We start from the raw sequence: 11982 nt of genomic DNA on the forward strand, positions 1-11982 counted from the left end.
GGAGGCATTTATGAGCCAGTATGTGCGTAAATTGGTGCCTGGAGCGACCAGACTGTATCGCTTCCCTGCGCTCGGTCAGAGCGGGGAAGAAGCACAGAGTCAACAAGAACAGTTTGAATATGGTTACCAGCAGGGGCTGGAGCAAGGCCACGACGAAGGTTATCAGGCTGGTTATCAGCAAGGGCTGACCAGCGGCCTGCAGGAAGGCGAGAGCACCGGTTTGCAACAAGGGCAAACCCGCGGGTTTGCTCAGGGCCTTTCAGAGGGGCGCGCTGCCTTCGAACAGGCGATGTTGCCGTTTGCCAAGCTGCAAGAGCAGTGGGAGTCACTGAGCCGGGCCCGAATGGCCGAGCAGAAAGAGCTGATTGCCCAGCTGGTAGCGCAGGTTGCCAAGCGGGTCATCATGGCGGAGTTTACCCTCAATCCGCAGCAGGTGATGAATCAGGTCGAGCAGGCGCTGGCTACTTTGCCGAGTGAGTCGGAAGAGCTGGTGATCTACCTCAACGAGGAAGACCGACAGCGACTCGCCGAGCAGGGGGTGACTCGCTGCGAAGGGTGGCCATTGCAAGTTGATGCAGTGCTCGGGGTAGGCGATGCCCGTATCGAAACCCGCGCTGCCGTCGTCGAGGTGAGCACCAGCTCCCGTCTGGCAACCTGCATCGAACAGCTCAACAGCTCGCTGGACGTGCCGCAAGATGCATGAAGCCTTGCAGCAGGCACTGACCAGTGCGCTGGATAATCTGGATGAACTGCCCGCATTTCGTCGTTTTGGCCGGTTGGTGCGAGTCACCGGTTTGACTCTGGAAGTAGTCGGCTGCCAACTGGTGATGGGGCAGCGTTGTCGTGTCAGCACTGCAAGTGGTGCACCGCTGTTGGCCGAGGTGGTCGGTTTTAACCGGGATATCTCTTACCTGATGCCGCTGCAGCCGATGAGTGGCCTCTTCGCGGGGGCTCAGGTCGAACCGATCGATGGAGAAGAAACTGTTCGGCTTGGTTGTCATCTGCTGGGGCGGGTACTTGATGGACTGTTGCAGCCCCTCGACGGACAGCCATTACCCGATGTTGGTGACAGTGTCCCCCTGTTTGCTCTTCCCCCCAATCCACTATTGCGAACCCCGGTACGTGAACCGCTGGATGTCGGTATCCGTGCCATCAATGGCCTGCTGACGGTTGGCAAGGGTCAACGTTTGGGGCTGTTCGCCGGCTCGGGGGTCGGCAAGAGTATGTTGCTGGGCATGATGACCCGCAATACTGCAGCCCAGATTGTGGTGGTGGGACTGATCGGTGAGCGGGGCCGTGAAGTGCGCGAATTCATCGAACACAGTCTGGGGGCGGAAGGTCTGGCTCGCGCCGTGGTCATTGCGGCGCCAGCGGACCAATCTCCCTTGATGCGGTTGCGAGCGGCCCAGTTATGCCACCGGATTGCCGAGTATTTCCGTGAGCAGGGGCAGGATGTGCTGCTGCTGATGGATTCGCTGACCCGTTATGCCCAGGCACAGCGGGAAATTGCGTTGGCCATCGGTGAACCTCCTGCCACCAGAGGGTATCCACCCTCGGTGTTCAGCATGCTGACCCAGCTGGTGGAGCGAGCCGGTAACGGCACACATCCGGATGGCAGTCTGAGTGCGTTCTACACCGTGCTGGCGGAAGGGGATGACCAACAGGATCCGGTGGTCGATGCGGCGCGCGCCATTCTCGATGGTCATATCGTGCTGACCCGCCGTCTTGCGGAAGAGGGCCACTATCCCGCCATCGATATCGGTGCCTCGGTCAGTCGGGTTATGCCGCAAGTCGTACCTGCCGAATGGCAAAAGCTGGCGGTCACCTTGCGCCAGCTATGGGGACGCTATCAGCAGGTGCGTGAGCTACTGCCACTGGGCGGTTATCAACCCGGGGCCGATCCGCAGATGGATGAAGCTGTTCAACGTTATCCGGGGATTGCGGCATTTCTGCAACAAGGCCTGCATGAAGAGATGGCCTTTGAACAGGTGATGGTTGGTCTCAAGCAGGTGCTGGGGCAGGGATAAGGATTCGTTATGCTGAAGTCTTATCTGGGGTTGCAACAGGAAGAGCTGGAAAGTCTTGGCGCCGAGCGTCAGCGTTTGCGTGAGCTGGCGTTGCGGGAAGAGCAGCGAGCACACAAATTGCAGGAAGTGATCTCCTCGCTGCGACCCGGTTCCGACAAGTTTCACCCTTTGCTATGGCAAAACAAGCAACAGATGGATGGCCAGTTGCGCCGTTTGCTCTCTCATCAGGTGCAGCAATCGGCGCTGGCCAGACTGGATCTGGAGCGCCACGAAGGGGAGCTGGTTCGGCAGTTCGGGCGGGTCAAGGGGCTGGAGCTATTGCTGGCAAGACGTGATGATGTTGCTCGCCAGCAGCAGGAGAGGCGGGATCAACTACAGCTGGATGAGCTGGCGAGTTTGCGTCATCTGACCCGCAAAGAGTAAGACCAAGGTTAATCCGTAATGCTGTCCGGGTCGCGATAACCTGACTCTTGTCCCAACAGTGAATGAATCGTCTCCATCTGGCCTGCCAGCAGGCGGCCATTGAGATCATTCTGGCGCAGACACTGGTGCAGCAGCTGTTCAAGCTGTTGCCATTGATTGGTTACCGTGGTGCGCAGGGGAAGTGGCAGCTTGGTTATCAGGGTGGCCATCCCCTTCTCATCGGGTTTGAGGCCCAATGTCTGCAGCTGCTGGCAGCGTAACTTTGCCTGTTGTGTCACCTTGGCCATCAGCGCTGTCTGCTGCTCGTTATGGACTTGCAGGCCATCGACATCATGGCTTGCCAGCAGTGCATGTTGGCGCAGCAACAGGGCTGTGAGTTCGGTATAGTGGCCGTAATCCTGCTGGATCCCGAGGAGCAATGCCTTGACTGTGGCCTTGGTATCCACGCTCATCGGCGATGCATATCCAGAATGGCTTGACCCAGCGCATCCAGATCGATCTCCAGCTTGCCTTCACTGATGGCTTTGCGGATCTCGTTGACCTTGTCCATGTCGACGTCGGATGTGGTGGTCAGCTGGCTGCGGGCGTTGGCTACTGACTGCGCTGTGCTGCTGATCCGGGCTTCGGATGACTGTGAAGATTTGGTTTCCGGTTTGGCTGTCACATCCGGTTTGCGGCCAGACTGGTTTTGAATATAGAGCGGGTCAGTTCGGGTAATTTTCATAACGTAACTTCCTGATGGTCTTTCTATGACAAGCGACCCAAGGTTTGTCAAACTTGAATCAAATAGCTGCCCAGGTTCAAAAACGGGTTTCCACCTCTCCTTTATCTACCACCCATGCCTGTATCTGCTTGCCTGAGCTAAGATTTTTCACTTTAATGCCATCGCCAATTCTGCCATTTTCGAGGGCTTCCCCTCTGGTTGTGGCGGAGAACTCGCCCTCCCCTGCACTAATAAGTACCCCTTCTCCCTGTTTGACCGCCCAACTCTTTTGTAAATCGAGCTCACCGATGAGCTGTCCGCTTCTCAGATGCCGGTTGCTTTTATGGCCCAGCAGGGTGTGATTACTCGGGGTGAACCCGCGCTGTATGCGGCTGACATCCAGCTCTTTCTCCACCAGATCGCTGGCGCTGATGCTCTGACCTTTTGCGATATCCCGTGCAGCAACCCAGACCGGCAACAGTAGCGAGACATCTACCCGCCCGCGCACCTGCCAGACGGGGTCGGTGCATTCGATGAGATAGGGGCGTCGTCCCCAGGGTTGCCGATACTGACCGCCTGCTTGTAACGAGAGTGAGTGTGAGGGGCAGGGAGGAAGGTGCTCGACGGAAGGGGCAAGCCAGACTCGAAATTCTCCTGTGGTTACAGGCCATCCCTGCTGGGTGATGTAGCCCTCAAGACTTTTACGGGCATCCTGTTCAAGCAACTGCTCAAGCATGTCGCTTTGTGCTTGCGGCGTGCCATGGGCTGGCGCGCCTGATAGCAACCAAAGCACACCGGCCAATTTCCACACGGGAAGTCGTACTTCCTCATTTCTCGCTGTATTGAGGTTAATGAGGTGCGCTAACCGCTTGATATCAGGTCTTTTCATGATTGGCATGAGTCTTGATAAGGAAAACACCGGTCTGAGTGAACGATAAAGGATGAAGCATGAGTATCTCATTTGACAGCGCCCTCGGCGTACACCCTTATGCCCTCGATGTCAGGGCTGAGCGGGCGCGGATTTTGGCGGGGAATCTGGCCAACGTGGATACACCGGGCTATCTGGCTCGGGATGTCGATTATAAGACGATTCTGGGCCGTGTCGCCCAACAAGTTGCTGCTGGTGAAGAGAGCCAGGCTATCAGCCTGGGCGCCATGCGTGACGATATGCGTCACCCCCTCTATCGCATTCCTTATCAGGTCTCCATGGATGGTAATACCGCTGAGTTGGGCGTGGAGCAGGGCAAGTTTGCCAACAATGCCACCGATTTCCAGACCAGCCTCACCTTCCTCAATATGAAAATTACCGGGATCGCCAAGGCGATTGAGGGCCGTTAACCATGTCGTTCAACAAGATTTATGACATCGCAGGCAGTGCCATGCGTGCCCAGACCGTGCGGCTGGATACCGTAGCCTCCAACCTGGCCAACGTGGATAGCGCTGCTGCCAGTGAAGATGCTGCGTTTCGTGCCATCAAGCCGGTTTTTTCCACTCTCTATCAGAAGATTCAGGATGCCGATGGTCTCGGGGCTGCGTCGGTGCAAGTGGCGGGTATCGTGCAGTCCGACCGTCAGGTCGAGAAACGGCTGGAACCGACCAACCCGATGGCCGATCAGGATGGTTTTGTTTACTACTCCAACGTCAACGTGGTGGAAGAGATGGCCGACATGATGAGCGCCTCTCGCGGTTTTGAAACCTCGGTGGAGGTGATCAACCGCATTAACAGCATGCAACAGGGGCTGTTGCGTCTTGGTCAGGGAGTCTAAGTCATGAGTCTGCCACAGATCAGTAGCCTGGATACGGCGCGCGGTACAACACAGACCAATACCGATCCCAAGATCGCCAGCAATGGCAGCGGTGCTGCCCAGGATGTGCAAGCCAACCAAAATGGTGGCATGCAACTGCGTAATGAATTTCTGCAGATGATGGTGGCGCAGATCCAGAACCAGGATCCCACCAACCCGCTTGATGGTGCCCAGTACGTGGCTCAGCTGGCCCAGTTCAGCATGGTTGAAGGGGTCGAAGGGCTGAAGAAGCTCCAGCTCCAGAGCAATACCAAGATGGATACCCAGCAGGTGTTAGAGAGTACCGCGTTGGTCGACAAAGAGGTCATGGTGCCTAGCAAAACCCTCAAGCAGAAGCAAGAGCACAAAATCCGCGGTCAGATCGAGTTGCAAGGTACGGCGGAACAGGTGGATCTCAAGGTATATGACCAGCATGGCGTGCTGGTAGCGAGCAAGAGCTGGGGTGACAGCAAGGCGGGTGGGCTGGATTATGAATTGCCCCCTCTTCCTGCCGGGGAGTACCGCTTTGAGGTCAAGGCCTCGGCAGGCAAGACCCTGGTGGGGGCCAAAAATTATGTGGCGAGCAAGGTGGAACGTGTTGCCTTGCCCGGTACGGGAGAAATCATGCTGCAGGTTGCCGGTGTGGGCGATGTCCCGCTCTTCAGTGCAATCCAGTTCGGCAAATCAGCGTAATCAGAGAGGAGCGACACTGTGTCTTTCAGTATCGGATTGAGCGGCCTGCGCGCCGTAAACCAGGAATTGAGTATTATCAGTAACAACGTAGCCAATGCCAGTACCGCGGGATTCAAATCCAGCCGCGCCGAATTTGCGGCAATTTACGGTGGTGGTCAGGCTGGCGGTGTCGAGATGAACAACGTCTCCCAGAATTTTGACCGCAATGGTGATATGACTCGTACCGGTCGCGGGCTGGACCTGGCGATTTCTGGCAGTGGTTTCTTCGTGCTGAAAGATGGCAGCGGCCAGACGTCCTATACCCGTGCCGGTATGTTCCAGCGTGATAATGCCAACTACCTGACCACTGCAGGCGGTACGCGGTTGCAAGGTTATACAACGGATGACGCGGGCAAGCTGCAATCTGGTGTGGTTGGTGATATCCAGGTCAAGGCGGGCAGCCTGCCTGCCAAGCCATCCGACAAACTGGAGTTTGTGGCTAACCTGAAAGCCGATGCCAGTATCATCCCGGTTGACCCTAAATTTGATCCAAACAAGTCGAATACCTTCAGCTATTCACAGTCCAGCAAGGTTTATGATTCGCTGGGAACTGAACATACCGTCACCCAGTATTTTGTGAAAAAAGGGGCCAATGCCTGGGATGTTCATTACAGCTTTAATGGAGCAGATGTGACGCCTGCTGCCGGTGCCAAAATGATTTTTGATCCCAATGGCAAGTTGGATACTGGTGCTTCCACCATTCCTCCCTCCTTGGCCCTGAATCCTGCAGGTGCATCGCCGATAGCGTTGCAACTAGATATGAGCCGGGTCAGCCAGTATGCCTCCGATTTCAACGCTACTCGCAATCAGTCCAATGGTTATACCGCTGGGGATTTGACCGGGGTACGTGTGGATGGAGACGGCGGTGTCTACGCCACCTTTACCAACGGTCAGAGCCTGTTGCAGGGGCAGGTCGTGATGGCGAACTTCACCAATCCCAATGGCCTGCTGCAGACCAACAATACCTCTTGGCAACAATCTTTCAGCTCAGGGCAGCCTGTACTGGGGGCTCCGGGAACCGGCACCATGGGCAAGCTGACCGCCGGGGCTTATGAGAGCTCCAACGTTGATCTGACCGGTGAACTGGTAAGCCTGATGACTTCTCAGCGTAACTATCAGGCCAACGCCAAGACCATCAGTTCGGCTGACAAGATGAGCCAGATCCTGTTCAACTCCTTCTAAGGGTAATCCGTGGAAAAGCTTATCTACACAGCCATGTCCGGGGCACAACATACCCTGATGGCTCAGCAGATCCGTGCAAATAACCTGGCCAACGTCAACACCGCCGGCTTTCGGGCTGATTTTGAGCGGGTTTCGGCTTATGCCCTGACTGGCGATGGTTACCAGAGTCGGGTGATGGCCAAGGAGGAGATGGCGGGCACCAATTTCAAGGCTGGCCCTCTGATGCAGACCGGTCGCAAGCTGGATGTGGCGATTCGTGGCGAAGGCTTTCTTGCCGTACAGACTGAGGATGGCAAAGAGGCCTATACCCGTGCTGGTAACCTGGAAGCGGATGCTGACGGGCTGTTGACCCTCAATGGTCGGCCGGTACTGGGGGAAGGTGGCGAGCTGGTGCTGCCCGCTTATCGTGACATCAGTTTCGGCAAGGATGGCACTCTGAGTATCACTCCTCCGGGGGGCGGCGCCCGGCTCGATGTGGGGCGTCTGAAACTGGTCAATCCAGAGCCAGCCGAATTGGTCAAAGGTCATGACGGTCTGTTCCGGATGCGTCAGGGAGAGGATGCAGAGGTCAGTGACCAGGTGGTGATGGCATCCGGTTTTCTGGAAGGGGCCAACGTCAATGCCGTGGATGAATTGGTGAGCAGCATGTCATTGACCCGCAACTTCGAACTGCAGGTCAAGTTGATGAAAGCAGCGGATGATCAGGCTCGTCAGGGAGCCAAATTGATTTCCGGTCAGGGTTGATTTTGACGGCATCGGGCAGATACCCGATGCCTTGCCACATCCCAGTGGATGAGGCTTGATGAACAAGGTGGAATAACAATGCACGCAGCATTATGGGTCAGTAAAACAGGTCTGTCGGCACAAGATGCCAAGATGTCCAGTATCTCCAACAACCTGGCTAACGTGAACACGGTCGGTTTCAAGCGCGATCGGGTGGCATTTGAAGATCTTTTCTATCAGGTGCAGCGCCAGCCAGGTGCTCAGCAGGATCAGCAGAATCTGGCGCCTATCGGTATTCAGATGGGTAATGGTGTGCGTGTAGTGGGTACCCAGAAGGTCTTCACCTCCGGCCAATTCCAGAATACCAATCAGGAGCTGGATATGGCGGTGGTCGGTGCCGGTTTCTTCGGCGTCGAGCGCCCGGATGGCGAGACGGCCTATACCCGCAATGGTCAATGGCATCGCAATGCCGAGGGGCAACTGGTTAACGCGGATGGTTTGCCCATGGTACCGCAGATCCAGATCCCCGATAACGCTACCAAGATCTCCATTGGTACAGATGGTACCGTCAGTGCATCTTTGCCGGGTCAGCAAGAGAGTGTCGAGCTGGGCCGCATCACCCTGACCAACTTCGCCAACCCGGCCGGTCTGGAAGCGCTCGGTGGCAACCTATACCGCGCAACCGGTGCATCCGGTGAGCCGATTGAAGGTGTGCCTGGTGAGGAGGCGATGGGGGCCGTCAAGCAATTCGCGCTGGAGAGTTCCAACGTAAACGTGGTCGAGGAGATGGTCGACATGATCACGACCCAGCGGGCTTACGAGATGAATGCCAAGGTTGTCTCTTCCGCCGACCAGATGCTCAAGTTTGTCACTCAGGCACTGTAATGATGAAGTCGATGCTGCGTTATATCTGGTTGGTATTGTTGCTGGGCGGCTGTGCCACCTATGAGCTGCAGGCACCCGAGCCGGGTGACGAGAAATGGGCACCATCCCGTCCCAAGGTGACCGCGACTGCGCAGGGCGAAGATGGTGGCCTCTATCGGGGCAACTACATGATGACCCTGTTTCAGGATCGGCGTGCTTACCGTGTTGGTGACATTCTCACCGTGGTGTTGGAAGAGCGTACCCAGTCGAGCAAGAAAGCCAATACCAGCATGAGCAAAAACAGCAGCATGAATGTGCCGGCCCCCTCTATTGGCGGTAAACTGCGCCCCGACTGGGGGGCAGCCCTCAGTGCGGATCGGGATTTTGATGGCGGAGCGACCTCCAGTCAGCAAAATACCCTGGCAGGTTCCATTACCGTGACCGTAGCAGAAGTGATGCCCAATGGTGTGCTGGGGATCCGCGGTGAAAAGTGGATCCGCCTCAATCAGGGGGATGAGTATATCCGCTTGGGCGGCATGGTGCGGGTTGAGGATATTGATCAGAGCAACCGTATCTCGTCCCAGCGCATTGCCGATGCCCGCATCACCTATGCCGGTCGTGGAGCCCTTGCAGACAGTAACCAGATGGGGTGGCTGGGCCGCTTCTTTAGCTCGGCGTTTGCGCCATTTTGAGGAATCACATGAACAGATGGTTTATCGCCCTGCTGTGTCTCTGCTTGCCCTGGTTTAGTCAGGCTGCCGCACCGGCCAAACGAGCCTTGCTGGATATTGCCGATGTGCAGGGGCTGAGAACCAACCAGCTGGTGGGTTATGGTCTGGTGGTCGGTCTCTCCGGGACCGGCGACAAAAGCCAGGTCAAATTTACCGGCCAATCCATGGCCAACATGCTCAAACAGTTTGGTGTGCAGTTACCGGACGATATCGATCCCAAGCTCAAGAATGTGGCAGCCGTTTCGGTTCAGGCCACGCTACCCGCCTTGGCTGGCAAGGGGCAGTTGCTCGATGTAACCGTGACTTCCATTGGTGATGCCAAGAGTCTGCGTGGCGGTTCTCTGCTGCTGACCCCCCTGCGTGGTATCGACGGTGAAGTCTATGCCGTGGCGCAGGGTAATCTGGTTGTCGCCGGGGTGAAAGCGGAAGGGCAATCAGGTTCATCGGTCACGATTAACGTGCCGACAGCCGGGATTATCCCCAATGGCGCCACCATCGAGCGAGAGGTGGTCAGCAATTTTGCCGAAAAGCCGGAAGTGACCCTCAATCTGCACCAACCCAACTTCAAGACCGCGCGCAATGTGGAGCGAGCCATCAACCATCAGCTGGGGCCGGTTGCCCGAGCGGTGAGTGCCGGGCGGGTTCAGGTTGCAGCCCCCAGGGACGAGAGCCAGCGCATCGCGTTTATGGCCCTGCTGGAGGATATCAAGGTGGATCCGGGTCAGGAGCGGCCGAAGGTGGTCTTCAACAGTCGAACCGGCACTGTGGTGATGGGGCAGGGGGTCAAGGTTCACAAGGCTGCCGTCAGTCATGGCAGTCTGACGGTGACCATTGGCGAGAGTCAGACGGTCAGTCAGCCCAACGCCTTCTCCAACGGGCAGACCACGACAACCCCCAACTCCAAGATCCAGGTCGATCGGGAACGTAACAACATGTTTGTCTGGCCGGATGGCACCTCTTTGGAAGTGATCGTCAAGGCTGTCAACTCACTCGGGGCAACCCCCGATGATGTCATGGCCATCTTGCAAGCGCTCAATGAGGCTGGTGCCCTTGAGGGTGAGCTGGTGGTTATCTAAGGACTATCATGACCAGAATTAGCTCGGATCCCGGTTTTTATCAGGATCTCAATGAATTGCAGCAAATCAAAAGCAACCCGGATCAGCGTGCCGCGCTGGATGCTGCAGCCGGTCAGTTTGAAGTCAGTTTTCTGCAAACCGTGCTCAAACATATGCGCTCGGCGACGGATGCCCTGCAGGATGAGGACGACAAGATCATCAAGGGACAATCCCTCTATCGCGATATGTATGACAGCCAGTTGGCGATGAGTATGGTCAAACGTGGTGGCATCGGTCTGCGGGAGCAGATGGTCAACCAGCTGGCTCCGTCATTAAAGAATCCGGACGGGGTGGTCGCTTCAGAGCAGCAGACCCTGGCTGCATTCAGCCAGCCTCTCAACTCGGTAAAAATGAAGAAGGTTGACTGATGTCACTGCTCAATATCGGCGCCAGCGGACTAAATGCAGCCCAGATTGCATTGAATCTGACCGCCCAGAATATCGCGAACGTCAATACAATCGGGTATAGCCGTCAGGAAGCCATGATGGGCAGTCTGTCCGGTTTCGGTCGGCTGGATAATGGTGCCGGTGTCGAGGTGACAGGGGTACGCAGGGTAACGGATGACTATCTGGTAGCCCAACACTGGCGTAGCCGTGCGGCCACCGGTTCCTCTTATGCCTTTCATCAGTACATCAATACGACAGAGCAGTTGCTGGGCAGTGAGTCGATGAATATCGCAAAAGGGCTCGACAGCTTTTTTGCTTCGCTCAGTGCTGCGCTCGACAGTCCGGAAACACCGGCACAGCGCAGCCAGATTGTCAGTTCAGCAGGGGCGCTTGCCAACCGTTTTACCCAGCTTGACGAGAGCATGGTCACCCAGGAAAAGCAGATCGATGATCAGCTGAACAGTACGGTTTCCCAAGTGAACAGTTACTTGAAGCAACTGGCTGAGCTGAACATGCAGATTGGCGATCAGACAGCCAAGGCAGTTAATACCGCTGCGCTGGAAGATAGTCGCGAACAGATTGTGCGTGAGTTGTCTGCCTATATGGAGGTGCGGGTCAATCGTCAAAGCGATGGCTCGTTTGCGCTCAGTCTGCCGCAAGGACAGCCGTTGGTCCTGGGAAGCAGCAGCAGTACCCTCGCGCTTGCGGGCGATAAACTCAGCCTCGCTTTCGGTGGGCAGACGTTTGAGGTGCCTAAATTGCATGGTGGCTCTCTGGCGGGGGTAATGGATTATCGCACTACAGTGCTGCGTCCACTGCGTGGTGAGCTGGATCAGATAGCCAAAAAGCTGGCTGATGAGTTTAATGCCAAACAAGAGACCGGCTCTGATTTGAAGGGGGCGAAAGGCAAACCCCTCTTCTCATACGATCCGCTTAATCCTTCAGGTTCCCTGCGCGTTGTCGCCGGTTTTTCCGGTAGCGACCTTGCCTTTGCCAAGACCGGCGGCGGTAAGGGCGATAACCGCAACCTGCAGGAGTTGCTGACCATCAAAGATAGCCAGTACAACGCATACAGTGCGCTGCTGGGCAAGATGGCGGTGCAGAGTGGTCAAGCCAAGGCGACCATGCAGGCCGATGCCAATATGGAAAAACAGATGGCGACCAAGTTGAGCAGTGTCAGCGGTGTAAATACAGATGAAGAAGGGGTGAAGATCATGGCGTATACCAAGGCTTATCAGGCCAATGCCAAGGTGATCAGTACCTCCGAACAGCTCTTCAACTCCATTCTGAACATGTTCTGAGAGTCATAACC

The 11982-nt window shown here is 56.3% G+C and carries 16 protein-coding genes; 13 read left to right on the top strand and 3 right to left on the bottom strand.

The features are described from left to right. The first annotated feature begins 10 nt into the window (after nucleotides 1-10). From lfiH to lfiJ, 3 genes are read left to right on the top strand one after another with little or no spacing between them, the layout of a single operon-like run. Entirely contained in the window at nucleotides 11-703 is a 693-nt protein-coding gene (lfiH, locus tag ACW5XC_RS08480) for a lateral flagellar assembly protein FliH (protein ID WP_042053510.1), read from the top strand. Beyond that, nucleotides 696-2027 carry a lateral flagellar FliI-like assembly ATPase LfiI gene (lfiI, locus tag ACW5XC_RS08485; RefSeq protein ID WP_042053512.1) on the top strand — a complete coding sequence of 444 codons (1332 nt, stop codon included), beginning with the start codon at nucleotides 696-698 and terminating at the stop codon, nucleotides 2025-2027. Before lfiH ends, lfiI begins: the two co-directional genes overlap by 8 nt. 9 nt (nucleotides 2028-2036) lie before the next feature. After that, entirely contained in the window at nucleotides 2037-2450 is a 414-nt protein-coding gene (lfiJ, locus tag ACW5XC_RS08490; protein ID WP_042053513.1) for a lateral flagellar protein LfiJ, read from the top strand. A gap of 8 nt (nucleotides 2451-2458) precedes the next feature. Here the strand turns inward: lfiJ and ACW5XC_RS08495 are convergent, their stop codons facing one another. The 3 genes from ACW5XC_RS08495 to flgA all read right to left on the bottom strand — a co-directional run bounded on the left by ACW5XC_RS08495 (nucleotide 2459) and on the right by flgA (nucleotide 4042). Continuing rightward, a complete protein-coding gene (locus ACW5XC_RS08495) occupies nucleotides 2459-2902 on the bottom strand; it encodes a flagellar protein FlgN (RefSeq protein WP_042053514.1) in 444 nt (147 codons plus the stop codon). After that, entirely contained in the window at nucleotides 2899-3174 is a 276-nt protein-coding gene (gene flgM, locus ACW5XC_RS08500; protein ID WP_042053515.1) for a flagellar biosynthesis anti-sigma factor FlgM, read from the bottom strand. Before flgM ends, ACW5XC_RS08495 begins: the two co-directional genes overlap by 4 nt. Nucleotides 3175-3250: 76 nt before the next feature. Continuing rightward, nucleotides 3251-4042, bottom strand: a complete 792-nt coding sequence (gene flgA / locus ACW5XC_RS08505; protein ID WP_052451196.1) for a flagellar basal body P-ring formation chaperone FlgA — start codon at nucleotides 4040-4042, stop codon at nucleotides 3251-3253. A gap of 59 nt (nucleotides 4043-4101) precedes the next feature. On the opposite strand from flgA, the gene lfgB reads away from it, so the two are divergent. The 10 genes from lfgB to lfgK all read left to right on the top strand — a co-directional run bounded on the left by lfgB (nucleotide 4102) and on the right by lfgK (nucleotide 11971). Next, the gene (gene lfgB, locus ACW5XC_RS08510; RefSeq protein ID WP_021231857.1) at nucleotides 4102-4491 is read left to right on the top strand and encodes a lateral flagellar basal body rod protein LfgB; all 390 of its coding nucleotides are present in this window, start codon (nucleotides 4102-4104) and stop codon (nucleotides 4489-4491) included. 2 nt (nucleotides 4492-4493) lie between these two features. Further along, nucleotides 4494-4919 carry a lateral flagellar basal body rod protein FlgCL gene (flgCL, locus tag ACW5XC_RS08515; protein ID WP_040068871.1) on the top strand — a complete coding sequence of 142 codons (426 nt, stop codon included), beginning with the start codon at nucleotides 4494-4496 and terminating at the stop codon, nucleotides 4917-4919. Nucleotides 4920-4922: 3 nt separating this feature from the next. After that, complete coding sequence (locus tag ACW5XC_RS08520) at nucleotides 4923-5630, top strand: flagellar hook assembly protein FlgD (RefSeq protein WP_042053516.1); 708 nt, start codon at nucleotides 4923-4925, stop codon at nucleotides 5628-5630. Nucleotides 5631-5648: 18 nt separating this feature from the next. After that, on the top strand, nucleotides 5649-6851 hold the full coding sequence (gene flgEL, locus ACW5XC_RS08525; protein WP_042053517.1) for a lateral flagellar hook protein FlgEL: 1203 nt from the start codon (nucleotides 5649-5651) through the stop codon (nucleotides 6849-6851). Nucleotides 6852-6860: 9 nt separating this feature from the next. Beyond that, nucleotides 6861-7595: a lateral flagellar basal-body rod protein LfgF gene (gene lfgF, locus ACW5XC_RS08530; RefSeq protein ID WP_040068877.1), complete on the top strand. Its 735-nt coding sequence runs from the start codon at nucleotides 6861-6863 to the stop codon at nucleotides 7593-7595. Nucleotides 7596-7673: 78 nt separating this feature from the next. Further along, on the top strand, nucleotides 7674-8459 hold the full coding sequence (lfgG, locus tag ACW5XC_RS08535; protein WP_040068879.1) for a lateral flagellar basal-body rod protein LfgG: 786 nt from the start codon (nucleotides 7674-7676) through the stop codon (nucleotides 8457-8459). Beyond that, nucleotides 8459-9130 carry a flagellar basal body L-ring protein FlgH gene (gene flgH, locus ACW5XC_RS08540; protein WP_040068881.1) on the top strand — a complete coding sequence of 224 codons (672 nt, stop codon included), beginning with the start codon at nucleotides 8459-8461 and terminating at the stop codon, nucleotides 9128-9130. The genes lfgG and flgH overlap by 1 nt, the downstream gene beginning before the upstream one ends. A gap of 8 nt (nucleotides 9131-9138) precedes the next feature. Further along, nucleotides 9139-10245, top strand: coding sequence for a lateral flagellar basal body P-ring FlgIL (gene fgIL / locus ACW5XC_RS08545; RefSeq protein WP_040068883.1), 1107 nt, complete (start codon nucleotides 9139-9141; stop codon nucleotides 10243-10245). A gap of 8 nt (nucleotides 10246-10253) precedes the next feature. After that, nucleotides 10254-10652 (top strand): rod-binding protein, encoded by a 399-nt coding sequence (locus ACW5XC_RS08550; RefSeq protein WP_019444809.1) that lies wholly within the window; start codon nucleotides 10254-10256, stop codon nucleotides 10650-10652. Beyond that, nucleotides 10652-11971: a lateral flagellar hook-associated protein LfgK gene (gene lfgK / locus ACW5XC_RS08555; protein WP_040068885.1), complete on the top strand. Its 1320-nt coding sequence runs from the start codon at nucleotides 10652-10654 to the stop codon at nucleotides 11969-11971. Before ACW5XC_RS08550 ends, lfgK begins: the two co-directional genes overlap by 1 nt. Nucleotides 11972-11982: the final 11 nt, after the last annotated feature.

This window comes from Aeromonas sp. 25-AL00135, assembly GCF_054052385.1.